20 protein-coding genes are annotated in these 23,587 nt (G+C 66.8%); 9 read left to right on the top strand and 11 right to left on the bottom strand.

Going from position 1 to position 23,587, the window contains the following annotated elements:
* Nucleotides 1–50: 50 nt before the first annotated feature.
* Complete coding sequence (locus tag JOE31_RS07025) at nt 51–944, bottom strand: sirohydrochlorin chelatase (RefSeq protein ID WP_209742876.1); 894 nt, start codon at nt 942–944, stop codon at nt 51–53.
* A 61-nt stretch (nt 945–1,005) separates the two neighbouring features.
* On the opposite strand from JOE31_RS07025, the gene JOE31_RS07020 reads away from it, so the two are divergent.
* Both JOE31_RS07020 and JOE31_RS07015 read left to right on the top strand, forming a co-directional pair.
* The gene (locus tag JOE31_RS07020; protein WP_209742874.1) at nt 1,006–1,677 is read left to right on the top strand and encodes a trimeric intracellular cation channel family protein; all 672 of its coding nucleotides are present in this window, start codon (nt 1,006–1,008) and stop codon (nt 1,675–1,677) included.
* A gap of 14 nt (nt 1,678–1,691) precedes the next feature.
* Nucleotides 1,692–2,117: a hypothetical protein gene (locus JOE31_RS07015; protein ID WP_011692957.1), complete on the top strand. Its 426-nt coding sequence runs from the start codon at nt 1,692–1,694 to the stop codon at nt 2,115–2,117.
* A gap of 131 nt (nt 2,118–2,248) precedes the next feature.
* On the opposite strand, the gene JOE31_RS07010 is transcribed toward JOE31_RS07015, so the two are convergent.
* The 4 genes from JOE31_RS07010 to JOE31_RS06995 form a co-directional block, all read right to left on the bottom strand.
* The gene (locus JOE31_RS07010) at nt 2,249–3,031 is read right to left on the bottom strand and encodes a DUF559 domain-containing protein (protein WP_307864384.1); all 783 of its coding nucleotides are present in this window, start codon (nt 3,029–3,031) and stop codon (nt 2,249–2,251) included.
* Nucleotides 3,032–3,491: 460 nt separating this feature from the next.
* On the bottom strand, nt 3,492–4,595 hold the full coding sequence (locus tag JOE31_RS07005; protein ID WP_209742870.1) for a polyprenyl synthetase family protein: 1,104 nt from the start codon (nt 4,593–4,595) through the stop codon (nt 3,492–3,494).
* Nucleotides 4,596–4,604: 9 nt separating this feature from the next.
* Nucleotides 4,605–5,939 carry a geranylgeranyl reductase family protein gene (locus tag JOE31_RS07000; RefSeq protein WP_209742868.1) on the bottom strand — a complete coding sequence of 445 codons (1,335 nt, stop codon included), beginning with the start codon at nt 5,937–5,939 and terminating at the stop codon, nt 4,605–4,607.
* A gap of 11 nt (nt 5,940–5,950) precedes the next feature.
* On the bottom strand, nt 5,951–6,724 hold the full coding sequence (locus tag JOE31_RS06995) for a demethylmenaquinone methyltransferase (RefSeq protein ID WP_307864383.1): 774 nt from the start codon (nt 6,722–6,724) through the stop codon (nt 5,951–5,953).
* Nucleotides 6,725–6,854: 130 nt separating this feature from the next.
* Here JOE31_RS06995 and JOE31_RS06990 point away from each other — a divergent pair, with 130 nt between their 5' ends.
* The 4 genes from JOE31_RS06990 to JOE31_RS06975 all read left to right on the top strand — a co-directional run bounded on the left by JOE31_RS06990 (nt 6,855) and on the right by JOE31_RS06975 (nt 10,955).
* Nucleotides 6,855–8,255 (top strand): isochorismate synthase MenF, encoded by a 1,401-nt coding sequence (locus JOE31_RS06990; RefSeq protein ID WP_209742866.1) that lies wholly within the window; start codon nt 6,855–6,857, stop codon nt 8,253–8,255.
* Between the two features lie 187 nt (nt 8,256–8,442).
* Complete coding sequence (locus tag JOE31_RS06985; RefSeq protein ID WP_011692963.1) at nt 8,443–9,246, top strand: ABC transporter substrate-binding protein; 804 nt, start codon at nt 8,443–8,445, stop codon at nt 9,244–9,246.
* Nucleotides 9,247–9,342: 96 nt separating this feature from the next.
* Entirely contained in the window at nt 9,343–10,134 is a 792-nt protein-coding gene (locus tag JOE31_RS06980; RefSeq protein WP_011692964.1) for an amino acid ABC transporter permease, read from the top strand.
* 11 nt (nt 10,135–10,145) lie between these two features.
* Entirely contained in the window at nt 10,146–10,955 is an 810-nt protein-coding gene (locus JOE31_RS06975; RefSeq protein ID WP_245199025.1) for an amino acid ABC transporter ATP-binding protein, read from the top strand.
* 87 nt (nt 10,956–11,042) lie between these two features.
* Here the strand turns inward: JOE31_RS06975 and JOE31_RS06970 are convergent, their stop codons facing one another.
* Together JOE31_RS06970 and menD are read right to left on the bottom strand one after the other, a co-directional pair.
* Entirely contained in the window at nt 11,043–12,017 is a 975-nt protein-coding gene (locus tag JOE31_RS06970) for a hypothetical protein (protein ID WP_209742864.1), read from the bottom strand.
* A 173-nt stretch (nt 12,018–12,190) separates the two neighbouring features.
* On the bottom strand, nt 12,191–13,990 hold the full coding sequence (gene menD, locus JOE31_RS06965) for a 2-succinyl-5-enolpyruvyl-6-hydroxy-3-cyclohexene-1-carboxylic-acid synthase (RefSeq protein WP_209742862.1): 1,800 nt from the start codon (nt 13,988–13,990) through the stop codon (nt 12,191–12,193).
* Nucleotides 13,991–14,288: 298 nt separating this feature from the next.
* Between menD and JOE31_RS06960 the strand changes: the two genes are divergently transcribed.
* Nucleotides 14,289–15,401 (top strand): LacI family DNA-binding transcriptional regulator, encoded by a 1,113-nt coding sequence (locus JOE31_RS06960; RefSeq protein ID WP_209742860.1) that lies wholly within the window; start codon nt 14,289–14,291, stop codon nt 15,399–15,401.
* Nucleotides 15,402–15,423: 22 nt separating this feature from the next.
* On the opposite strand, the gene JOE31_RS06955 is transcribed toward JOE31_RS06960, so the two are convergent.
* Genes JOE31_RS06955 through JOE31_RS06940 form a run of 4 tightly spaced genes read right to left on the bottom strand, consistent with a single transcriptional unit; the run spans nt 15,424 to nt 20,202 of the window.
* Entirely contained in the window at nt 15,424–16,869 is a 1,446-nt protein-coding gene (locus tag JOE31_RS06955) for a glycoside hydrolase family 32 protein (protein ID WP_209742858.1), read from the bottom strand.
* A gap of 23 nt (nt 16,870–16,892) precedes the next feature.
* Nucleotides 16,893–17,795, bottom strand: a complete 903-nt coding sequence (locus JOE31_RS06950) for a carbohydrate ABC transporter permease (RefSeq protein ID WP_245199023.1) — start codon at nt 17,793–17,795, stop codon at nt 16,893–16,895.
* A gap of 8 nt (nt 17,796–17,803) precedes the next feature.
* The gene (locus JOE31_RS06945; RefSeq protein WP_209742856.1) at nt 17,804–18,784 is read right to left on the bottom strand and encodes a carbohydrate ABC transporter permease; all 981 of its coding nucleotides are present in this window, start codon (nt 18,782–18,784) and stop codon (nt 17,804–17,806) included.
* Nucleotides 18,781–20,202 (bottom strand): extracellular solute-binding protein, encoded by a 1,422-nt coding sequence (locus JOE31_RS06940; RefSeq protein WP_209742854.1) that lies wholly within the window; start codon nt 20,200–20,202, stop codon nt 18,781–18,783. Before JOE31_RS06940 ends, JOE31_RS06945 begins: the two co-directional genes overlap by 4 nt.
* Before the next feature lie 462 nt (nt 20,203–20,664).
* On the opposite strand from JOE31_RS06940, the gene JOE31_RS06935 reads away from it, so the two are divergent.
* Both JOE31_RS06935 and JOE31_RS06930 read left to right on the top strand, forming a co-directional pair.
* On the top strand, nt 20,665–21,786 hold the full coding sequence (locus JOE31_RS06935; RefSeq protein ID WP_209742852.1) for a LacI family DNA-binding transcriptional regulator: 1,122 nt from the start codon (nt 20,665–20,667) through the stop codon (nt 21,784–21,786).
* Between the two features lie 503 nt (nt 21,787–22,289).
* Nucleotides 22,290–23,564 carry a sugar ABC transporter substrate-binding protein gene (locus tag JOE31_RS06930; RefSeq protein WP_028271568.1) on the top strand — a complete coding sequence of 425 codons (1,275 nt, stop codon included), beginning with the start codon at nt 22,290–22,292 and terminating at the stop codon, nt 23,562–23,564.
* Nucleotides 23,565–23,587: the final 23 nt, after the last annotated feature.

Raw genomic sequence — 23,587 nt, 5'->3', positions numbered from 1 at the left:
CGACTGTAGGTCCCACCGGAAAGCCGTCACAAAGGGTCAGAAACGCGAGGTCACCTAGGGAAATATTTCGTCATGAATCGCCGGAAAGCCTTGAAGAAGCCCTTGGGCTGTGCATGGTTCGGCTGCTCCAACGGGTTGGTCCCGAGGGGCTTTTGGGGCGTCGTGGAGGCAGCCGCGGAGGCGGCCCCTACGACGGCTTCGCGGGGCGCGGTGACGGCTTCGCGGGAGGCGGCGTCGGCTTCGCGGGCCGCGGCGACGGCAGCGTCGTAGCGGTCCAAAGCGATCTCGGCCATAAGCCGGGAGGGCAGCAGCGGCTCCGTGACGACGTCCGCTTCGGCCTTGGCGAGCTGGTCGTGGAAGAACCCGTGGGCCAGCAGATATGAGGCGATGATGACCCGCCCCTGCCCTTCCCCGCCCGGGTACTCGGCACGCAGGGAGGCGACGGCGTCGGGCACGGAGGGTTTGGCAGCCGCACCGTAGGCGGGAACGATCCTGTTGCTCCGCAGCGCCCTGAGGTGTTCGGCGAGCTCTTCGACGCTGACCGAGGCCTTGGGGTTGGTGGATCCGGCGGCCGCCAGCACGACGGCGTCGTGTTCGGTGGCGCCGGCCTCGCGCAGCCGCTGGTCGAGGATCTCCGCCAGCCGGGGGTCCGGCCCGAGCGGTTCCGAGGCGCTGCTGCCCTCCCTGCCCCGCGCCGCCTTCGCGATGTCCACCTTGGTGTGGAAGCCAACACTGAGCAGCAACGGGACGATGACGGCGTGTTCCCCTTCCGGCAGTCCGGCCATGACGTCCACGAGGTCGGGGTCCTGGACATCCACGTAGGCTTCCCGGACGTCAAGGCCGGGGCGCAGGGCGCTGATCTCGGCACGGAGGCCGTTGACCTCGGCCCCGCCCAGCGGGCTGGACGTTCCGTGGGCACAGGCGATCATGATGGGGCTATTCATAGGGGCTAGCGTAACGTTGGAGCCGCCCCATCCGCCCCTTCCACACTGACCGGGACGCCCATTGACCATCTCTTTCGACGCGGTTCAGGTATGGCTGGATCTGGCTGGCATCTTCTTCTTTGCGGTCTCCGGGTCCCTGCTGGCGGCGCGGAAACAGTTCGACATCCTCGGTTCCCTGTTGCTCGCGTCCCTGGTGTCCCTGGGCGGCGGTGTCATCCGCGACATCATCCTCAACAGCGGCCCTCCCGCGGCGTTCACCAACCCGGCCTACCTCGCTCCCCCGCTGCTGGCCACCGTCCTGGTGTACTTCTTGTTTTCCAGCGTCCAGCGGTACACGTCGCTCCTTATCCTGTTCGACGCCGGCGGCCTGGCGCTGTTCTGCATCACCGGTACGCTCAAGGCGCTGACTGCCGGGATGAACCCGGTGGCGGCGGTGCTGCTGGGAGTCACGACGGCGGTGGGCGGAGGCCTCCTGCGCGACATCACGGCCAATGAGGTGCCCCAGCTGTTCGACCCGAAGGACCTCTATGCCCTCCCCGCCTTCACCGGGGCGGCGCTGACCACTGTGCTGTGGGTTTCCGGTTCCTTCAACGCAGTCACGGCAGGTGCCGCTGCCGCCGTCGTGTTCGCCTTCCGGGTGACGGCCTGGCGCCGTTCCTGGTACGTTCCGCTGGCCGTGCGCGGGTGGCACCGGCTGGGCCTGGACACGGCGGATGGCGGGCCCAAGGATTAGCTAGGATAAGAACCATGACTGACATGTTCCTCGAGAAGTTCCGCGCGCTTGTTCCGAAGTATCTCGAAGACGAATGGCAGGAAGAGGACGGGCTGTCCCCCGAAGAACTCGACGAGGCCCTGTCCGAACACCAGTTCCAGATCCCGTTGGTACTCCGGGAGTTCTACCAGGCACTGGGTGGCTGCGAGGACCTCATGGAGGCGTACCACTACTTCTGGGACCCCGAGGAACTCGAAGTTGATGACGAAGGCTTCCTCATGTTCCTTGAGGACGAGGAAGAACAGTTCACCTGGGGTTTCCGCGTGGGCGATCTTGGCGTCCCGGACCCCATTGTGTACCGCCGCAACAACGCCCGCGGACAGTGGAAGAGCGAAGAAGGCACGTTCTCCGAATTCGTGTTCGACATGTTTGAGTGGGCGTTCAACGACGAAGAGGACTAGCTTCCTCGCTGCCTGCTTTGGCCTCCGCCGCCGTCGTGACCCTGTTCCAACTCCGGAGCCCCGGCGATACGCCGCAAACACGGCGTGTCCCGCGGCCGGTCGCCCCAAACAAGGTCACGACGGCGTGGCGCTCACCAGGGCGCGAACCCGCCGTCAGCGTGAAGACGCAGTACGGCGCGGATCTCCTCCACCATGGCTTGGGGATGGTGCACCACGTCGTCGTAGTAATAGCGGAGGGTCAGACGGCCTCCCAGAATGCCGGCCCTGCTCCGGCGGTGGTCTTTCTTGATCTGTCGATGTTCAAAATGGGACGCTCCGTCCAGTTCCACCACCAGCCAATCGTCCACGAGGCAGTCCACTTCACCGACCCCGGGCAGCTCAACATGCATGCGAACATTGAGGCCCGCACGGACAAAATGCGTATGCGCCAATATTTCCAGCAGTGAGTCCGCCCTGGGAATCAGGAGATCCAGCACGGCGCGTGCCCTGCCGTTCCGCTTCCCTGGCAGCTTTTTCCGCAGGAACTCAGCCGTTATGTCACCGCGCTGCGCGGCGCACTGGACCATCACCAACGCGTCCAACTCGGGCAGGCACCTCAGGGCATGCAGCAGCACGTCAGCAAGCCCGGCCACTGGCAGCGACGGATGCTTGGGGTGGGTGCAGGATGAATGGTCCACCACACCCGCTTTAGGAACCCCGTTCCCGCAGCTCAAGTGCAATGCCTGTGCCGGGTGCAGCGCCCAAAGGTTGTAGTAGGGGGCGGCCGAGATACACGTGAGCCGGCCGTTTGACCGAAAGGCGGCCAGGACGCCGTCGTCCGCGGTTGTTGTCGCGTAGACGCCTCTCAACGGGCGGAACAGCAGGCCGCCTGCCACTGCGGCCTCAAGCTCCGCCCGCTGAAAGCCGGCGGCCACCAGCTGACTCCGTTTGGCCGCACCTCCTCGAGGCCGCAGAAAGGTGAAGAGGTCCATCGAGCCATGATGGGTGCGGCAATTTGACTGCAACATACCGCGGCGATGCTATGTGGACAACCTGTAGCCTCCGCGCCGACCCTGTTTCGCCACCGGGAGCCGCGACACGCAGTGGCTACCCCTATTTCGCAGGCGCAGTAGGCAAAACAGGGTCATGGCGGGTGGCCATAGCGCGCCAAGGAACTGTGACACGCCGATTAACACCCTGGTTCGCATTTGTGACAAAGCTGTCATAGACTGTTTCACGGATCCACTAAATGCCTCCGGTGGATCTGATGCGAACGGAGAAATGGCCCCGGTTCGATGCAGCGTATGACTCGTACTGCTGCAAAGAACCGGGGCCATTCCGTTTAACCAAGGACTTCAGGGCCCGACGGCGGCCGGCGCGAGGACGCCAGGGAAACTAGCTCGCGCGGTCCACCACGGCCAGCGCAAAGCTGGTGAGCGAGGACTTGACCACGCCTTCGGGCAGTGGCGCCAGTGCTGCGATGGCTTCATCGGCCCAAGCACGAGCCACGACCCACGACTCCGCGGTGACCCGGTGATCCCGCAGGCCTGCCACGGCGGCAGCGAGTGCCTCGTCCGAGGAGAGGTCGCCGTCGATGAGTTTCAGGAGTTCGACGGCGGACTGGTCACCTTCGGCGGCAGCGTTGCGCAGCAGCAGCACCGGCAGGGTGGGCACCCCTTCGCGCAAATCCGTGCCCGGGGACTTGCCGGACTTGACCTTGATGCCGGTAACGTCGATGACGTCGTCGGCCAGCTGGAAGGCCACACCGATCTTCTCCCCGTACTCCACCAGGAGCGGTTCGTAGGCTTCATCGGCGCCGGCGAAGATGGCACCGAGCTGGCCGGAGGCAGCAACCAGGGAGCCGGTCTTGTCCGCGATGACGGACAGGTAGTGCTCCACAGGATCCTCGTCGGGGCGGGGTCCCACGGTCTCGTGCAGCTGGCCCAGGCAGAGCCGTTCGAAGGTGCGGGCCTGGATTCCCAGCGCACGGGAGCCGAGCTCGGACACGAGGATGGATGCGCGGGCGAAGATCAGGTCTCCGGTGAGCACGGCCACCGAGTTGCCCCAGACCTCGTGCGCGGTGGGGGCGCCGCGGCGGAACGGGGCCGAGTCCATCACGTCGTCGTGGTAAAGCGTGGCGAGGTGGGTGAGCTCAACCACCACGGCGGCCTGCACCACGGCCGGACGCGAGGCATCACCGAGGTGGGCGCAGAGCAGGGCCAGCAATGGGCGGATCCGCTTTCCGCCGGCTTCCACCAGGTGACGCGACGTTGCGTCGGCCAGCGGATCGGAGTTGGCGATGGCCTCGCGGAGCTTCTTTTCCACCCGGGCAAGGTTGGTGGTGATGGCGGGGCCCAGCTCGGGGTCGTCCGCGATGGCGGCGAAACCGGCCGGCAGCTGGAGTCCTGTGGCGATGGCGGTGGTGTTGGGCTCGGGCTCCCTGGTGTCCGGCAGGCCGTGTCCGGCGTGGGTCCAGCTGTGCTTGGCAGAGTTCGTCACGGGTTAACCCTAACTTTTTGTTGCGGAAACCGCGGATGTGTAGCTGGACGGGGACAGGGAGGTGTTGGAGGTGGCGGGCACCAGGGCCTCCAGGAGCCTGATCACCCTGTCCTCGAATCCCTTGGCTGATTCATCCGTGACGTTGGCCATCAGCCGGACTACGAACTTCATGAGTGCGGGCAACGGCATGCCAGTGCGGAGCGCGAGCTTCATCACGGACGGCTTGCCGATCACTGAGGCGAACGCGCGGCCCAAGGTGAAGTGGCTTCCCCACTGGCCGCGCACATAGTCCGCGTACCCCTTGAAGTGGAGGTCGGCGTCGTCGTGCGTCCACTTGGCGTAGCGGCTCTGCCAGGTGCTGGCGTCGATGATGTATTCGGCCGCAAAGCGGGCGGATTCCATGGCGTAGGAGATGCCCTCGCCGTTGAACGGGGACACCATGCCGCCGGCGTCGCCAAGGAGCAGCAGGCCCGGGTAGTAGTGCGGGGTGCGGTTGAAGCCCATGGGCAGCGCGGCGCCGCGGATCTCGCCCACCTGGTTCTCGGGCGTGAAGCCCCACTCGGCGGGCATGCCGGCGGTCCATTCGCGGAGGACCTGCTTGTAGTCGAGCTTGCCGAATTCCTTGGAGGAGTTCAGGATGCCCAGGCCCACGTTGGAGGTGCCGTCGCCTACGCCGAACACCCAGCCATAGCCGGGGAGCAGTTTCCCGTCGCGGCCGGGGAGCTCCAGCCAGCCCTCCATCCAGTCGTCGTCGTGGCGGGGACTCGTGAAGTACGTGCGCACGGCGACGCCGAGCGGGCGGTCGTCGCGCTTCTGGATGCCGACGGACACGGCGGTCCGGGACGAGTTTCCGTCTGCTGCGAGGACGACGTCGGCATGGAAGTCGCGCGTCTCCCCCGTCTTGCGTCCGGACTCGTCAAGCAGGGCAGCGCGGGCACCGATGACGCGGCCGTCCGGCGCGCGGAGGGCTTCGGTGACGCTGTGCCCCTCGAGAATGGTGGCGCCGGCGGCCTCTGCGTGCCGGGCCAGCTCTTCGTCGAAGCCCAGGCGCGTGCGGATCAGGCCGTAGGTGGGGAAATCGGAGACTTCGGGCCAGGGCAGCTCGATGGTGCGGCCGCCTGCGATCAGCCGGAGGCCCTTGTTGCGCCGCCAGCCACCCTCTTCGGCGTGCGGCAGGCCGAGCTTTTGGATCTCGCGGACGGCGCGCGGAGTGAGGCCGTCGCCGCAGACCTTTTCGCGCGGGAACCTGGTTTTTTCCAGCACCGTGACGGGGATGCCGGCCTTGGCGAGGTAGTAGGCGGCAGTGGACCCCGCAGGGCCGGCGCCGACGATCAGTACGTTCACGGCAGGTTCGGCTAGCTCGCCGGCCGGGTGATGTTGCGGCGGAGTTTCGCCACGGGGCCGGTGTGGTTGGCGATGGCCGCCGCGCTGCCGGACAACGGCTTGTGCGCACGGTGGACGGCCACGATGCCGCCGCTGAGGTTGCGGTAGGTGACCTTTTCCCAGCCGGATTCCTGCAGCCAGCCGGCCAGGTGGTCCTGGTCCGGCCAGGCGCGGATGGACTCGGCGAGGTAGACGTAGGCGTCCGGGTTGGACGAGACCTTCACGGCGATGGCCGGCAGGGCGCGCATGAGGTATTCGGTGTACATGGTGCGCCACAGCGGCACGACGGGCTGGGAGAACTCGGCAATCACCAGCTTGCCGCCGGGCTTGGTGACGCGCAGCATCTCGGCCAGGGCCTTCTTGGGCTCATTGACGTTGCGGAGCCCGAAGGAGATGGTGGTGGCGTCGAAGCTGTTGTCCGCGAACGGCAGGCGCGTGGCGTCGCCGGCGATGAAGTTGATATCCGGGCGGCGGCGCTTGCCCACTTTGAGCATTCCCAGGGAGAAATCGCAGGCGACGACGTCGATCCCCGCGTCCGCGTAGGGCTCGCTGGAGGTGCCCGTTCCTGCGGCGAGGTCCAGCACGCGCTGGCCGGCCTTCACGTCCATTGCTTCGACGACTACCCGACGCCAGCGGCGCGTCTGTCCCATGGACAGGACATCATTCACGACGTCGTATTTGGGGGCGACGTCGTCAAACATCGTGGCTACTTCGTCCGGACGCTTATCCAAGGATGCTCGGTTCACCCTGTCATTGTCTCAAATGTTGGGCGGACCCACGAACCACGGCGATTCTTTGGGCTGTGGGCTGAAAGCTGCGCGGCGGCGTTCGCCCCAACAAGGTGCCGGCCACACTCGGGAGTACTGTTATCTCATCATGACGAGTACGTTCCGCACCTTGACAGTCCCTCTGGATGGAAAATCATTCTCCGGGGGGCTGCCGTCATTTCTGGTCCGGGACGATGTCCTCTGCTGGACCCGCCGCGAGGCCGGGCTGGTGGGCTTCGGCGAGATCGCCCGCTTCACCGCCACCGGGCCCGAGCGTTTCCTCGAGGCCGACATCTGGTGGCGGCACCTGGTACTTGAGGCGGACGTCACCGACTCGGTGGAGTGCCCTGGCACCGGCCCGGTGGCCTTCGGCTCGTTCGCGTTCTCCAAGGTGTCCACGCACCGTTCACGGCTGATCGTTCCCGAGATCGTTGTGGGGGTCAGGGACGGCCGCGCTTGGCTCACCCAGTTAACGTTCGACGACGGCGAACTCACCGAAGCGGGCGCCCTCGCCGCCCTGGAGCGCTGGCTCAAGGCCGACCCGCTGGACCCTGACTCTTTGGACGCCGAACTGCTGGAAACCGAGCTGCGGGACACCGCCGTCGTGCTTTCACCGGGCAACCGTCCCGGCGGCGGCGTGACCGCAAACCCGGGCGCCGACGTCGTACCTAAACTTGAAACCGGATCGCTCAGCGAGCACGACTGGATGGCCGCGGTGGCCGCGGGCGTCGAGGAAATCCGGACCGGCAAGCTGGAGAAGCTGGTGCTGGCCCGGGACATCGTGGCGACGATTCCGGAGGGCGTGAATGCCGCGGAAATCCTGCGCCAGCTGGCCGTCCGGTACCGCGAATGCTGGACCTACGGCGTGGACGGCCTGGTGGGGTCGACCCCGGAAATGCTGATCCAGGTGGAGGGGCGGACTGCCCAGGCCCGGGTCCTGGCCGGAACCCTGGACCGGCGCGATGCCGAGGGGATGGACGGCTCGCCGCTGGAATTCGCCGAGCGTGTGCTGGCGGGGTCCGAGAAGCAGCGGCACGAGCATGAGATTGCGATCCAGTCGCTCACCACCCAGCTGGCGCCGTTCTCCGAGGCCATGAACGCGCACAGCGAACCGTTCATCCTGGAGCTGCCGAACGTGTGGCACCTGGCCTCGGACGTGAAGGCCGAACTGACCGAGGTGGAGGGACACGTGCCCACCTGCCTTGCGTTGATCAACGCGCTGCACCCCACGGCCGCGGTCTGTGGAACTCCCACCACCGTGGCCGGCGCGCTGATCCGCAAGCTGGAACACATGGACCGCGGGCCGTACGCCGGACCGGTGGGCTGGCTGGATGCGGCAGGGAACGGCGAATGGGGCATCGCGCTGCGCGGCGCCGTCGTCGAGGCGCCGGACACGGTGCGGCTCTACGCCGGGTGCGGCATTGTGGAGGGCTCGCATCCCGAGGCTGAACTCGCGGAGACCTGGGCCAAGTTCCGGCCGATGCTGGAGTCGCTGGGGATCAAAAGCTAGAGCCACGGGTAGGTCCGGGCCGAGAGTCCGGGATTTCAGACAATCCTCCGGCGCGGGGTCTTGCGCTAGCCTCGATATTAGTTATCCAATAGTGAAACTAAGTTTTCTGTGATGCACATCTCTTATTCGGCGATACACTATAAGCCGTTTTAGTCACGCATACCCCTGCAACAAAAGGTAAGAAACTATGCAGCCCATGTCCTCCGCCACGGCAAAGCTGGCCGCCAAGGCAGCCGCAATCCTCGCCGTCGGCGCCCTGTCCCTCACGGCCTGCGGCGGCAGCTCCACCCCCGCTGCGTCCTCCGCGGGCGGCGTCCAGCTCATCAACGCCGGCAAGCTGACCGTTTGCTCCGACGTCCCCTACGAGCCGTTCGAGTTCCAGAAGGACGGCAAGATTGTCGGCTTCGACATGGACATCGCCGCCGAGGTCGCCAAGGACCTGAAGGCCGAGCTCAGCGTGGTGGACAGCTCCTTCGAGGCCATCGAAACCGGCACCGCCCTCACCGGCTGCGACGTTTCCATCTCCTCGGTCTCCATCACGGACACCCGCAAGGCTGTCATGGACTTCTCCAACCCGTATATGGACGACGACCTCACCCTCGTGGCCAGCGAAGCGTCCGGCATCAAGGACATCGACAGCGCCAAGGGCAAGAAGGTGGGCGTGCAGCAGGCCACCACCGGCGCCAAGTACGCGCAGGAAAAGGGCATCGACGCCCAGCAGTTCGAAGATTCCGGACTCCTGGTCCAGGCTCTCCAGGCCGGCACCATCGACGCCGCCCTCGGCAACCAGTCCGTCCTGGCCTACGCCATCAAGGACGACCCCAAGTACAAGCGCGTGGAAAACTACGCCACGGGCGAGAAGCTGGGCATCTCCATCAAAAAGGGCAACACGGCCATGGCTGACCAGGTCAACTCCACGCTCAAGCGCCTGACCGACGACGGCTCCTTGAAGAAGTACGAGACCACCTGGTTCGGCGAAGCCGCCAAGTAGCACACGCTCCAGAGACCTACGCAGCCGGGGCCCCGTTCAGCACCTGTTCATCAGCCTGTACGGGGCCCTCACTGCGCAAACGAATGTGAGAACACCATGGCAATGACCGCACGTCAACGAGCCAAAGTCAGCCTGTACGTCCAGGCCGGAATCTTCGTTGTGGCTGTGGCCGCGCTGGTTCTGGCCACGGACTGGAAGACCATCGGCACCAGCGTCTTCAACTTCGCCAAGATCGGCCCGATGTTCCCGGACATCTTCTTCTCCGGCCTCAAGAACACCCTCATCTACACGGCCCTCGGCTTCATTGTGGGCCTGTCCGGCGGCCTGCTGCTGGCACTCATGAAGCTCTCCAGCTTCCCGCTGTACCGCTGGCTCGCCACCGGCTACATCGAGTTCTTCCGGGGCATCCCCGCCCTGCTGGTGTTCATCGCCTTCGGTTACGGTGTGCCCCTCGCATTCGGCGTGCAGTGGAACGTGACCATTGTGGTGATGATTTCCCTGGGCATGGTGGCCGCGGCCTACATCGCCGAAACGCTCCGTGCCGGCCTGCAGGCGGTGCCCAAGGGCCAGCTGGAAGCCGCCCGGTCGCTCGGCATGCCCCAGTGGCGCGCCATGGTGTCCATCGTGATCCCCCAGGCGTTCCGGATCGTGCTGCCGCCTCTGACCAACGAGGTCATCCTCCTGACCAAGGACTCCTCGCTGATCTACGTGCTGGGCCTCACCGCCTCGCAATATGAGCTCACCAAGTTCGGCCGCGACGGCATCTCCAGCCTGGGCGCAGGGCTCACCCCGCTCCTCGTGGCCGGTGCCTTCTACCTGGTGATCACCATCCCGCTGAGCCTTTTGGCCCGGAAGTTCGAAAGCCGCTCCGCGCGGACGAAGCGATAGGCAGGATAGTCATGAACGACGTCGTACACTCCTCCGGCAGCGCCGGTACCAGTGGATCCGTCCATGCAGCCGGAGTTTCCCTGAAGGACCTCCGCAAGTCTTACGGCTCCAACGAAGTCCTCAAGGGCATCAGCCTGGACGTTGCCCCCGGCGAGGTTGTCTGCCTGATCGGCCCGTCCGGCTCCGGCAAGTCCACCCTGCTGCGGTGCGTGAACCTGCTCGAGCAGCCCAACGAGGGCACCATCCACGTGGGCGGCTTCGAGGCCACCGACCCGGACGTGGACATCGACAAGATGCGCCGCAAGGTGGGCATGGTGTTCCAGCAGTTCAACCTGTTCCCGCACTTGAACGCCCGGCAGAACTGCACCATCGCTCAGACCAAGGTGCTCAAGCGCGGGCAGGCCGAGGCGGACAAGGTGGCGCAGGCCAACCTGGACCGCGTGGGCCTTGGCCACCTGGCCGACCGCTTCCCGGACCAGCTCTCCGGCGGCCAGCAGCAGCGCGTTGCCATCGCCCGCGCGCTGAGCATGGACCCCGAGCTCATGCTGTTCGACGAGCCCACGTCGGCCCTCGACCCGGAGACGGTGGGCGACGTCCTGTCGGTCATGCGGAACCTGGCCAAGGAGGGCATGACCATGCTGGTGGTGACCCATGAGATGGGCTTCGCCCGCGAAGTGGCCGACCGCGTGGTCTTCATGGACGGCGGCGTTGTGGTCGAGGAAGGCATAGCCGAGCAGGTCATCAGCGCCCCCACGCAGTCCCGCACCAAGGAATTCCTCAAGCGCGTCCTGGACCCGACGCACATCGACATCTCGGGTTAGGCTCCTGTTTTCGAGGCGTACGTGCCCCGGCGCTACGCAAATGCCCTGGCGCACCTGGATTTCCGGGTGCGCCAGGGCATTTGCGCGTCATGGGGCATTTCGCGCGTCGAAGTCGGCTGAACGGGCACGACGGCGGGGCACGCCACCCGCTGCCAACATGCGTTCCAGCCTGCCGGGTTCCATCAGGTCGGCCCAGTCCCACCGCACCACCTTGAAGCCGGCGGCGCGGATACGGTTCTCACGCCCCTTTTCGTCCACCACCGCCTGGGACGCCGTCCGGCCCATCAGGAACTCCGGTTTGACGTACTTGGCCACGCCGTCGAACTCTCCGACCACCTTTGCCTGCTTCCAATAGAAATCTGCGTAGCCCACCAGGCCGTCGGAGTCGTAGACCGCCTGCTGCAGGACCGGTGGTTCGAGGCCGGCCACGTGCATCAGCGAGCGGCTGTAGGACTCCCCCGCCGACCCGGAAAGAGGATCCGCGAACGACAGCGCCGTGCGGATCCTCCTTTGCGCTGCGCCTGTGTAATTCGACCCGATGCCGGCCGTCAGGTTATCCAAGGTCAGGGCCCGCAACCCGCCAGTGCGGTCCGGCTTGAGCACATGGTCCAAGGGCACGGCAGCCTCGGTGAACGGCGTGAACGCGGCAAGGTCCAGAACGGTCCGGATGCGGTCCGTGACCAGCAGGCCCTCCCGCCGGACAACTGTCAGGCCTGACGGATCAGCGAAGTAGCGGCGGACACCGGCGCGGGACCGGCCGCCGTCGTTCTTCAGCGTCAGTGCCTGAACGGGATGGCGCACGCCCATCGTGGGAATCTTCCACACGCTTGCCGCGGAGTGCCGGGCAAAAACGGTGGGGCTGTGGTGCGTTTCCGCAGCAGCCTGGACACGGAGCCGGTACTGTTCCCAGGGCACGAGTTCACGCCAGGCCGGCCCGTCTACGTACACCCCGTGCCGGATTCTCACGAGCGCACCCGACGCTGCACGCCGAGCCAGGTCCTTCGCTGTCAGTCCGTGCAGGAGGCGGTCGCGGGCGAGAAGCAGCGGCGGGAGATCGTTCATACGTTCAAGATGCCAACGGCGCGGCCCGGGTGACAGCTGCGGACGCCTGCATGTGGATAAGGCGCCCATTTTCGACGCGTAAGTGCCCCTGCGCTACGCAAATGCCCTGGCGCACCAGGAATTCCGGGTGCGCCAGGGCATGTGCGCGTCGCCAGGCAGTGTGCGCGTCGGGGTCAGCCTGCCAGCACGCCCCGCGCGGCTTCCGCCACTGCTTCCTTGATGCGGCCGTGCAGCTCCCGAAGGCCCGCCCGGTCCGTGCGGACCTCAATGATGCTGCGTCCCTGCGGCGGTGCGGCGAGCGCCTTGGCGAGTTCCGCCGTCGTACTTACCGCGCAATGTTCGACGCCGTATGCTGCGGCGAGCGACGAAATGTCCACTTTGTGCGGGGTACCGAAGAGGCGCTCGACGGCGTTCCCGTAGGTTCCGGACTCCTGCACGGCGCCGTGCTCCAGGAGGTTGAAGATGGCGCCCCCGGCGTCGTTCAGGACGACGATGCGCAGCAGCGGGTCGTTCTCGGCGAAGCCCAGGAGGAGGCCGCCGGCGTCGTGCAGGAACGTGACGTCGCCGAGCAGCAGCGTGGTTTCCTGCCGGCCGCCCCAGGCGATGCCCGTGGCGGTGGAGATGGTGCCGTCGATCCCGGCCAGGCCGCGGTTGGCGAAGACGGTGGCCTGCGGTTCGGGTGTGGGCTGGCCGGCGAGGTCCACGTCGCGGATGCCGTTGGAGGACCCCAGCATCAGCTGCCCGCGCGCGTGCTGCCACACCAGTGCGCCGACTGTCGGTCCGGTCGCGGCCGGTACCTCGGACAGCACCTGGTCGAGGGCATGCTGGGCTGCGGCGCCGGCCAGCAGCCAGGCATCCAGCCACTCCGAGGGGCCCCGGCCCGAGAAGTCGGCGAGATCGCTGAGGTTGTCCAGCGGAAGCTCGGTCCTGCGGCCCGGCTCGTACCAGGCCACCGGAAGCGGCTGGTAGAGGGCCGAGGGGACGTCGGCGCGCGCCAGCAGCTGCGCCACGGGCCTCGACAGGGTTGGCCGGCCGAACAGGACCACGCGCTCGATCGGCTGGGCGGAATCCGGGCCGAAATGCTCCAGCAGCAGCCGGTAGGGACCCACGGCATTGGGCCCGAAGCGCGCGTTGGAGGATGGTTCGGCCAGTAGCGGCAGCCCGTGGGCGCGGGCGAAGGCCTCGGCGACCGGGCCGGCGTCGTGCCCTGCCAGCACCACAGTGCGCCGTTCCGCCAGCGTGGCCGGTGCGGGCGTGAGGGTGAGCGGCTCCGGTCCGCGGCCGATCTGCCAGATTCCGGGGCCCGCTGCTTCGGGCAGGTGGTCGCCGGCGGCAGGGACCAGCGGATCGCGGAAGGCCAGGTTGAGCTGCACCGGCCCGGGCGGGGTGTCCTCGAAGACTCCCGTGGCCGCGCTGAGGGCGGTTTCCACGGCGCGCTGCGGGTCTGTGCCGGCGGGGACGTCGACGGCGAACCGGACGTGCTCGCCGAAGAGGTCCAGTTGGTCCGTGGTCTGGTTGGCGCCGGTCCCCCGCAGTTCGTCGGGCCGGTCGGCGGAGAGCACCATAAGCGGGACGGCGGCGTGGTTGGCTTCCATCACGGCCGGCATGAGGTTCCCGACGGCGGTGCCGGACGTGGTGAGCACGGCCACCGGCGCCCCCGTTGACAGGGCAAGGCCCAGGGCAGTGAACCCGGCCGAGCGCTCGTCGATCCGCACCAGGAGTTCCAGGCGTCCGGCGGCGTCGGCTTCGGCGAGCGCGTAGGCCATGGGCGCGGAACGCGAACCGGGGGAAACCACGACGTACCGGACGCCGCCGTCGAGCAGGGTTTTGACGGCGACCCGGGCGGCCTCGATTGCAGTCAGGGTGTCGGATCCTGAGTCGGCCAGGGCACCCGTGGGGTCGCCTTCGGAGAGCGGGGCATCATCGGCGGCAGCATAGGCGTTGTTCGGGTCCAGCGGGTTCTCAGAAGTCACCAATCAAGTCTCCCACCAACCCCAATGCTCTCTCACATCCTGCCGCTTCACCCCCAACGCTCTCTCACATCCTGCCGCTTCACCCCCAACGCTCTCTCACATCCTGCCGCTTCACCCCCAACGCTCTCTCACTTTCTTCGACGCAGTGAGAGAGCGTCCCGGAAAACCCCGAAACAAGTGAGAGAGCGTCTCCCAAAACCCCACCAAAAGTGAGAGAGCGTCCCCCAAGCAGAGCAGGGCTCACACGAGTTAGGTAAACTGCAGCAAAGCAGTGATTACCCATCCGGAGGATCAGCCCATGAACCGCAAGGCCACCGCACTGGACGTCGCCAAGCTGGCGGGGGTCTCGCGCAGCGCAGTGTCGCTAGTTCTCAACGGGCGGGGCGACGGCAACGTGGCCCTCGAAAGCCAGCAGCGCATCCGGGAAGCCGCTGCGGCGCTGAACTACACGCCAAACGCCATCGCCCTGAGCCTGCGCAACCAGCAGTCGCGGGTCATCGGGATCGTCTCGGATGAGGTGGTCACCAGCCCGTTCGACGGCAACATCATCGCCGGTGCGGATGCCGTGGCCCGGTCCCAGGGCTTTGTGACTGTGGTGATGGATACAGAATCGGACGAGACCCGGGACGAGGGCGCCGTGGCCACTCTTCTGGACCGCCAGGTGGACGGGCTGATGTACGTCACCGTAGGCCTGCGTCCCCTGCACGTCCCGCTCAACATGCTGCAGGTGCCGTCTATTCTGGCCAACTGCTTTGATGACCGCCCCGAGGCCGGTGTTCCCGCCGTCATCCCTGATGAGGTCCGCGGCGGGCGCGAAGCCGCCGAGCACGTGATGTCGCTGGGACACCGGGACATCGCCTTCCTCGCCGGCGACTCCCTCACCCCTGCGGCGCCCCGCCGGATCGAGGGCTACCGCGAAGCATTTGCCGGTGCGGACATGCTTGTCAATGAGGACCGCGTCCTCCAGGTGGGGTGGGATATCGACGCCGGTTTCCACGGCGCCATGAAGCTCCTCGACGGCGTGGAGCCGGCCGTCCGTCCCACCGCGATCCTGTGCGCCAACGACCGCTTGGCCATCGGCGTCGTACTGGCCTGCTACCGGTTGGGGCTGAGCATTCCGCAGGACGTGTCGGTCATGGGCTATGACGACGAATTCCGCATCGCCAGGAACATGGTCCCCGCGCTCAGCACCATGGCCCTTCCCCTCCGGGAGATGGGCGCGGCCGCCATGACGGCGCTGCTCGCCGAGGTGGGGTCGGCACCGAATGGAAAGCACGACGACGGCGGCCGGGCTACCGCCGCCAGCTCCCGTACCGCGGTTGGCACCGGAGCCGCCCCCAGCGCGTTGACGATGGTGCCGTGCCGGCTGGTGGTCCGGGATTCCACCGGCCCCGTCCCGGCCGGGCGCTAACCCGGCCGGACGCCCACCGGCCCTAGGAGGGCTGGCTCAGTTCCCAGACGTCGGCCGTCGCACCGGCGGGAAGCAGCAGCTGCCACTCTTCACCGGCGGCCGGGTAGGCGCGCAGCGTTGTAGCCACGGAGCCGCTTCTGTACACCTCCACCAGTGAGGCATCGACGAACACGCGCAGTTCCTCCCCCGGCTTCACCGTTCCGCTGAACACGGTCTGCCGGCTGCCGTCCCCCACGAGCAGGAGTTCGACGGCGGTGTCCCCGCTGCCAGCGCCGGTCCCGCCGCCAGCATCAGTCGCGCCGCCCGCGGTCACCAGGGCCTCGGCGAACGGCGGCAGCTGGACGGTTCCTCCGGCCCGGCTGGCCACTGGCATTCCACGGTAGGCATCGATTTCGTGGGCGGGGCGCACCACCAGCGCGCCGTCGACCACCGACAGCTCACGCGGGTAAGTCAGGACCCCTGCCCAGCCGACGGCGTCGATCTCGTCCTGGCTGCGGCCGCGGCGTCCGTCCCGGCCCGGGCCCTCGTTGGCCCAGCCCCACAGCAGGGCGCGGTCCTCCAAGGCCACCACCTGCGGAGCGTAGAAGTCGCGTCCATGATCGGACCTGCCGCCGCCGCGAGGTGTGAAGACCGGCAGCCCGGTTTCGGGGTCCTCGGTCAGCGAACCGATCAGATGGCCCACGCCGTTGGCGTGCTCGTGCGCGTCCCCGGAGAGCCAGAGCGAGAACATCATCAGCCAAGTCCCGGAATCCCCGGACGAATCCCCGGCGGAACCGCCGGCAGCGGGAGCCTCCGGCACCCGCACCAGCTGTGGGCATTCCCAGATCTCGGCCGGCGTGAACTCAGAGGCCACCGGATTTTCCGAGGTCAGCCAGATGCCCTGGTATTTCCAGTCGGACATGTCCTCCACCGTGTACAGGAGCAGGGCGGCGTGCCCGTTGGCGAGGCCGGCGCCCTGCATGGCGTACCGCTTGCCGTTGAACCGGAAAATGAACGGGTCGCGCACTGCGGTGACCTGCCCGTCGTTGGGCATCGAGGCGGCAACATGGCCGGTCTGCTCCCAGTGGACCAGATCCTCCGAGCCGCGGGCGATGACCACCTGCGAGTGCCCGCCGTCCCCGCGGACGCCCGAGTAAGCGGCGGTGGGGACGCCGCCGTCGTCCGTCACCACACCGGTCCAGCAGCCGTACTCATCCGGGCCGCCGTGCTGCGGGCGCAGCGCCACCGGGTGTTCCTCCCAGCGCACCAGGTCGGCGGAACTGACGTGGCCCCAGGCGATTTTGTGGTGCCGGGCGGAGTCCGGGTTGTACTGGAAGAACACGTGGTAGCGGCCGTTGATGTAGCTGATGCCGTTGGGGTCGTTGATCCAGCCCTGCGCGGGACGCGGGTGGAAACGCGGGAAGGCGGGGTCGGGATGGTGGGCGGCGACGTCGTCGAAACGGACGGCGGCGAGGTCCGGGGAGGGCATGGCGGGGCCTTTCGGTGGGTAGGTTATTTTCCGGTGCCGGCCGTGAGGCCGTCCTGGAGTGCGCGCTGGCCGAACATAAAGACCACCAGCGCCGGAATCATGGACAGGACCACGCCGGCGAGAACTACTGAGATGCTGCCGGTGCCCAGGTTGCCCTGGAGCGAGACCAGTCCCAGCGGCAGCGTGAAGTTCTGCTCGGAGATGGTCAGGATGAGCGGGCGGAAGAACTCGTTCCAGTGGAAGTTGAACGCAAGGATTCCCACGATCGCCATGCCGGGCATCGCCAGCGGCGCATACACGGAACGGAATGTACGCCAGGGCGAGGCGCCGTCGATCGAGGCCGCTTCGGCCAGCTCTGCCGGCAGCCCCATGAAGTACTGGCGCATCAGGAAGGTGCCGAACGCCGTCGGAATGGCCGGCAGGATCAGCGCCAGCAGCGTATCCGAGAGGCCCATGCCGCGGATCAGCATAAAGACGGGAACGATCGTGACCTGCACCGGCACCATCATGGTGGCGAGCACAATCGAGAAGAGGGCGCCGCGGCCGCGGAACTTCAGGTGGGCGAAGGCGTAGCCCGCCAGCGCTGCGGACACCATCTGGCCCACCGCGATCAGCCCGGTCACCAATGCGCTGTTGAGGACGAGCAGGAAGATATTCAGCTGCTGGAATACTTCCCCGTAGGACGTGAAGTCGGGGTTCCAGGGGATGAACGACGGCGGCAGTTTGAAGGATTCCGACGGCGAGCGCAGCGAGGTGGACAGGGTCCACATCACCGGGCCCAGCGTCAGGGCGGCCGCGATCACCAGCAGGGCGATGCGGATGGGAAAGGCCCAGCTGAACCGGCGCCGGTTGGGTGACGTTTCCGGGAGGCCTTCGGAAAGCCGGGGGGAATGTCCGGCCAGGCCGTGGTCTGTTGTGGTTGTCATGGCTGGCCTTACTGGTAGAAGACGAATCGTTTGCTGAGCCGGAACTGCGCGGCCGTGATGGCCATGATGATCAGGGTGAGCAGCACGCCGATGGCGGACGCCTGACCGAATTCGAGCCGCTGGAACGCCGATTCAAAGATGACCATGACGGCGGTGCGTGTGGAGTCGCCGGGGCCGCCGCGGGTCAGCACATAGGGCTGGTCGAACACCTGCAGGGCGCTGATGATGGCCATCACCGAGGCCACCAGGGTGGTGGGGCTCAGCAGGGGAAGCGTGACGTGCAGGTGCTTGCGCCAGCCGGTGGCGCCGTCGATCGCGGCTGCTTCGTATGTCTCCACGGGAATGGAGGCCAGGCCGCCGATAAACAGCAGGAAGGAGAACCCGAAGTTCTGCCACACATAGACCAGAATCACGACGGCGGCGGACCCGCCCGGTGTGGTCAGCCACGGCACGGCGGGGATGCCCACGAGGGACAGGAACCAGTTGACCACGCCGAACTGCTCGTTGAAGAGGTACCGCATGAAGATTGATACGGAGGCCGCGGACAGGATCAGCGGGAAGAAGAAGGCGGAGCGGAAGAACACACGCAGCCAGGCCGGCATCTTCTCCTGCACCATGATGGCCAGTGCCAGTGCGAGCCCCAGTTGGAGGGCCACGGCCACCACCACGAACACGATGGTGTTCAGGAAGGACACCCGGACGGTGGGATCCTGGACCACTTCGGAGAAGTTGTCGAACCCCACGAACGTCGGCGCGGAAATGATGTCCCAGCGGAAGAAGGCCAGGACAACGGAGGCGACGATCGGGATCAGCGTGAACAGGCCCATGCCGAGGATGGTGGGGGCCAGGAAGATCCAGGCCAGCCAGCGCTGGCTGTGCCGTGCGTTGGTTGCGGGATTCTTAGTGTGGGCGCCGCCGGGTGCAACCCCCGACGCCGCCGGCCCGGCGGCCCGCTTCGGCCGTTCCCGGTGCGGGGTGGTGGTGCTCATGACTGCCTCCTCAGGGCCAGTTCAAGATCGCGCTGCATGGAGGCGAGGGCCTGTTTGAGCTGGCGCTCGTCACCGCTGACAGCCAGCGAAACGTTCTTCATCAAGGCCGTTTCGACGGCGGCCTGCTGGGGTGGTGCCGGAATGGGGCCGGTGGTGGGGAACCGGTCCAGGGTGTCGTAGAAGACCTTCCAATGGGCGGGCCCCTTGCCGGCGTAGAGCTGCTCGTTGACCATGGAGCGGCGCGCCGGCGTCGTAATCGGGTTGGGGAAGATCAGTTCCATGGCCTCGCGGCTGGAACTGAACTTGATCCATTCCCAGGCGGCGTCCTTGTCCTTCGCGGTCTTCATGATCGCGTAGCCGGCGGTGCCGAACTGGTGGCGCTGGGTCTTCCAGCGCGGGAAGAACTGCACGTCGAAGTCGCTTTCGCCCATCCCGGCTTCGTGCAGGCCCTGCACCCAGTAGCCGCCGGCCGGGGTGGTCCCGATGCGGTTGGATGCGAACAGTCCCACCAGTGAACTGCCGCCGCCTTCCTCGGGGCGGACGCCGAGCCCGTCCTTGACCAGTCCGCGGAGGTAGTCGAAGGACTCGAAGACGCGGTCGTCGTTAGCGTTGGGCTCCAGCCACTGGTAGCCGCCGGATCGGAGGCTGCGGGAAGGATCCTTGGCGTAGAAGCCGTCCCAGAGCCACTCGCCGCCGGCGGACCTGGTCTCCTTCAGGAAGCTGGTGTCGTTGGCGTAGAGCCACGGCACCACCCCGCCGAAGAGCCGGTTGGTCCAGTAGTAGGGCGTGAAGTCCGAGGTCCGGGCCTTCCGCATGGCGGCCAGGCTGTTGCGGAAGTCCATGTGGGTCCAGTCGTCCGCCGGGCGCTCCAGGCCGGCCTGCGCGAACGCGGTGGTGTTGTAGTACATGTTGGCGGCGTTCCAGTCCATGGGCAGCTGGTACAGGCTGCCCTGGTACATGAACGCCTCTACCAGGCTGGGGTGGACGTCGTCGAAGAACTCGGCCATGTCCGCGGCGTCGCGGCGCACGTACTCGTCCAGCGGGTGGGCGAGCTTTTCGGCGAACAGCTGGGCGCCTTCCGTGGCCACGTAGACCACATCCGGCGGGGTGCCCGCGGCTACCATCGTGAGGATCTTGGTGAAGAAGTCTTTCCAGTCGACGGCCTGGATGGCCTGGACCTTGACCCTGATCTCCGGGTGGAGGCGGGTGAAGGCATCGATGGCGCGCTGGCGGGCGGCGGCGTCCGCGGCGGTGCCCATGATGGCGATGCTGAGGCTGTTGTCCCCGCGGCCCGGAATGTCAGTCCCGGAGAGCCGCGGCCACGACGCCACGGATGCTCCGATGATTCCCGCGCCCAGGGCACCAAGGGCGGTTCGGCGGGTAATTTCCCGCAGATGCCCGTTTGTGGCTCCGGTCATGTCAATTTCCTTCCTAACACGTGTTAGGTACTGTAGATCGTCGACCTAACACGTGTCAAGCGTCACAATACGGCCGTGCGTAATGCGACGCTCTCTCACTACCTGCGGCTTTTTCCCGGACGCTCTCTCACTACCTGCGGCTTTTTCCCGGACGCTCTCTCACCTCCCGCCGCCCCTCCCCCAAACGCTCTCTCACATCCCGCCGCCCCTCCCCCAAACGCCCTCCCACTTCCTGCCGCCCAAAGACCCCAATGCCCCGGCCGGCACGTCCTGACCTCCTCCACGCCTTGGCGGGCCGCGGCGTCGACGTCGGGGACACAGGGAGAGAGCGTTTCCCCAAAACGCGCAAGAAGGGAGAGAGCGTTCCCCAAAAACAGGCAGGACCTGAGAGAGCGTTGGAACCGTCATGCACTCCACAGGGGAATGCTAAGCGCATAGACTCGTGGGAGAAGGAGGCCGACAATGGCAAAAGGTCCCACGGTTTATCACGTCGCAGAGCGGGCGGGCGTCTCCATCGCGACCGTCTCGTTCACCTTCCGGCAGCCCGACAAAGTGAAGGCGTCCACGCGCGAACTTGTCCTCGCTGCCGCGGAAGAACTGGGTTACGTCCCCAGCGCCAGCGCGCGCGGCCTGGCAAGGGGCCGCACGGGCGCCCTGGGGCTTTTTGCCTACGACTACCTGCTGGACCCGGCCGACGGCATCCGCGGCGACGGCCCGGCCCCGAAAAACCCCGAAAACCCCGAAAACCCCGAAAACCCCGTGGCCGCCGACCTCGAACGCAGGAACGAGGATCTTCGGCTGTTCCCGCTGTACGTGGACGAGGTCCAGCGTGGCGTTGAGCTCGAGTGCTGGCGCCGGGGGCAGGCGCTGCTTGTCGGCGGCGGAAACCCGGAAAACAACGAGGCCGTGCTGTCGGACATTGCCGGCCGCGTCGACGGGCTGGCCGTGTTTCCGCGGTCCGTCCCGAGCGAAGCCCTTGCCCGGATCGCCCGCCGCATCCCCGTGGTGGAAGTGTCCGAGAACGTGAACAACCGCGCGTTGGACCACGTCACTGTGGACAACATTCCCGGGGTGCGGGCCATCACCGAACACCTCATCTCCGCGCACGGCCTCTCGGACCTGCTGTTCCTTGGCGGCATGCCGTCCTCGGACAATGAGCAACGGCTCGAAGGTTTCCGGGCGGCACTTCACGATGCGGGACTGCCGGCATCGCGCGAGCCGAAATACCCGTGCGGCAGCGAACAATCCCTGGCGGAAGTCGTCGCCGACATCCTTCGGCAGGGCTCATTGCCCGAGGCCTTTGTATGCGCCACCGATCAGGACGCGCTGGTGGTGATGGACGCCCTGGCCGCCGCCGGTGTCGGGATTCCCCAGGACGTTGCCGTGACGGGTTTCGACGGCATCGCTGCCGGGCGGGTCATCAAGCCGTCGCTTACCACCGTGCGCCAGCCCATGGAACAAATGGGACGCACCATGGTGGAACTGCTCCTGGACCGGCTGGACCATCCCGACAAACCTGCCGTGAACCTCCGGCTTCCCGTGCGCGTCGTGCTACGTGAAAGCTGCGGCTGCCACCCGGGCTAAGCCCGCCGCCGCCAAAACACGCCGCCGCAAACAACAGAAGCGCCCGACGACGGCGGGACTGCCCGCGCGGCGCTCCTCGCCTTCGCTCTCCCCCACTTGAGCTTCGACGCGCACCGTGCGCCAGGCCCCACACACCCCGAACCCGCGCACGCCCGCGGGCCCAAACCCCCGGCGCCCGCGCGCCCCGCGCACCCTGTCGGCAGCCACTCCGGAACCCCTCCGTCGCGCCTCCCTCGCGCTTCCGAAGCACCCCCGGACCACCCCCGCCGCGCCCGCGCACCCACTCCCCGCACAACAACTTTCTTCGGGGCACCTGTTGCCAAGATCACATTCAATGCGCTTAGATTGGTTCGAGCGATAAATCAAAGCGCTTAGATACTTCGCAGAACGGTGCCCTCACCGGCCCCGCCCCGCTACGCACCAGCCGAAGCACCGGGCCAAGGCATGAGCCGAACGCCAAGCCGAAGCCGGCCGCGCCTGTGGGACCGATGAAAGGAACAATGATGATCCATCCGAACGCCAAGAAGGCAGCCGCCGTCGGCCTCGCTGCCGCACTGCTGCTCACCGGCTGCGGCCGGGACTCCGCAGGTTCGTCCGCCGCGTCGTCGGCCAAGCCCGTTGCCTCGGGCCCGGCATCCGGCACCATCACGCTGTGGGCCCAGGGCAGCGAAGGCGAAGCCCTTCCGGCGCTACTCAAGGAATTCGAAGCCGAAAACCCCGGCGTCAAGGTCAACGTCACGGCCATCCCGTGGGACGCCGCGCTTAGCAAGTACCAGACCGCCATCGCCGGCGGCACCACCCCGGACGTCGCCCAGATGGGCACCACCTGGATGGGCGATTTCGCCAATTCCTTCGACGCCACGCCCCAGGAGATCAGCACCAGCGACTTCTTCCCCGGCTCGGTGAAGTCAACCGAAGTCGAAGGCACCACCTACGGCGTCCCCTGGTACGTCGACACCCGCGTGGTCTACTACCGCAGCGACCTCGCGGAGAAGGCCGGCATCACCAAGGCGCCAGAAACCTGGGATGACTTCAAGGCCCTCGCCAAGGGTCTCCAGGAGAAGGCCGGGGCAAAATACGGGGTCCAGCTGCCCGCCGGCGTCGCCGGTTCGTACCTGGACACCCTCCCCTTCCAGTGGTCCAACGGCGCGAAGCTGATGAACGACGACGGCACTAAGTGGACCCTCGACACCCCGGAAGCGGCAGAGGCGCTGAAGTACTACTCCAGCTTCTTCGCCGACGGGCTCGCGTCCAAGGCCGTGTCCACCGGAACCACCGCCGAAGCATCCTTCGTGGACGGTTCCGCCCCCATGATGATCAGCGGCCCATGGCACGTCGGCCTGCTCAACAAGGCCGGCGGCGCAGGCTTTGAGGACAAGTACAAGGTTGCCCCCATGCCCAAGGAGAAGACCTCCACGTCCTTCGTCGGCGGCTCCAACATGGTGGTGTTCAAGAAGTCCCAGAACCGCGACGCTTCCTGGAAGCTCCTGCAGTGGCTGTCCAAGCCCGAGGTCCAGCTCAAGTGGTACAAGGCCACCGGCGACCTCCCCTCGCAGCAGAGTGCCTGGAAGGACCAGTCCCTGGCGGGAGACAGCAAGCTCTCCGTCTTCGGCGACCAGCTCAAGACCACCAACAACCCGCCGGCCGTCACCACGTGGACCCAGGTCGCCGCGGCCGCTGACAGCGAAATCGAACAGATCGTCAAGGCCGGCAAGGACCCCGCGGAGGCGCTGAAGTCCCTGCAGCAGGCCGCAGATTCGATCGGCACCGGGAAGTAACAGTGGCCACCACCACAAACGCG

Origin of the sequence: Arthrobacter sp. PvP023 (assembly GCF_017832975.1) — a bacterium.
GTDB lineage: Bacteria > Actinomycetota > Actinomycetes > Actinomycetales > Micrococcaceae > Arthrobacter.
Note: the sequence above shows the minus strand (reverse complement) of the source record. Positions and strands in the feature narration are given on the sequence as shown.

Bases quoted from the DNA above. Each gene is read 5' to 3' on its own strand.
- JOE31_RS06935 (WP_209742852.1), top strand. From the start codon at position 20,665: ATGGCAAAAGGTCCCACGGTTTATCACGTCGCAGAGCGGGCGGGCGTC.
- JOE31_RS06975 (WP_245199025.1), top strand. From the start codon at position 10,146: ATGAACGACGTCGTACACTCCTCCGGCAGCGCCGGTACCAGTGGATCC.
- JOE31_RS06980 (WP_011692964.1), top strand. From the start codon at position 9,343: ATGGCAATGACCGCACGTCAACGAGCCAAAGTCAGCCTGTACGTCCAG.
- JOE31_RS06960 (WP_209742860.1), top strand. From the start codon at position 14,289: ATGAACCGCAAGGCCACCGCACTGGACGTCGCCAAGCTGGCGGGGGTC.
- JOE31_RS06930 (WP_028271568.1), top strand. From the start codon at position 22,290: ATGATCCATCCGAACGCCAAGAAGGCAGCCGCCGTCGGCCTCGCTGCC.
- JOE31_RS06955 (WP_209742858.1), bottom strand. From the start codon at position 16,869: ATGCCCTCCCCGGACCTCGCCGCCGTCCGTTTCGACGACGTCGCCGCC.
- JOE31_RS07025 (WP_209742876.1), bottom strand. From the start codon at position 944: ATGAATAGCCCCATCATGATCGCCTGTGCCCACGGAACGTCCAGCCCG.
- JOE31_RS06990 (WP_209742866.1), top strand. From the start codon at position 6,855: ATGACGAGTACGTTCCGCACCTTGACAGTCCCTCTGGATGGAAAATCA.
- JOE31_RS06940 (WP_209742854.1), bottom strand. From the start codon at position 20,202: ATGACCGGAGCCACAAACGGGCATCTGCGGGAAATTACCCGCCGAACC.
- JOE31_RS06985 (WP_011692963.1), top strand. From the start codon at position 8,443: ATGCAGCCCATGTCCTCCGCCACGGCAAAGCTGGCCGCCAAGGCAGCC.
- JOE31_RS07015 (WP_011692957.1), top strand. From the start codon at position 1,692: ATGACTGACATGTTCCTCGAGAAGTTCCGCGCGCTTGTTCCGAAGTAT.
- JOE31_RS06945 (WP_209742856.1), bottom strand. From the start codon at position 18,784: ATGAGCACCACCACCCCGCACCGGGAACGGCCGAAGCGGGCCGCCGGG.
- JOE31_RS06950 (WP_245199023.1), bottom strand. From the start codon at position 17,795: ATGACAACCACAACAGACCACGGCCTGGCCGGACATTCCCCCCGGCTT.
- JOE31_RS06970 (WP_209742864.1), bottom strand. From the start codon at position 12,017: ATGAACGATCTCCCGCCGCTGCTTCTCGCCCGCGACCGCCTCCTGCAC.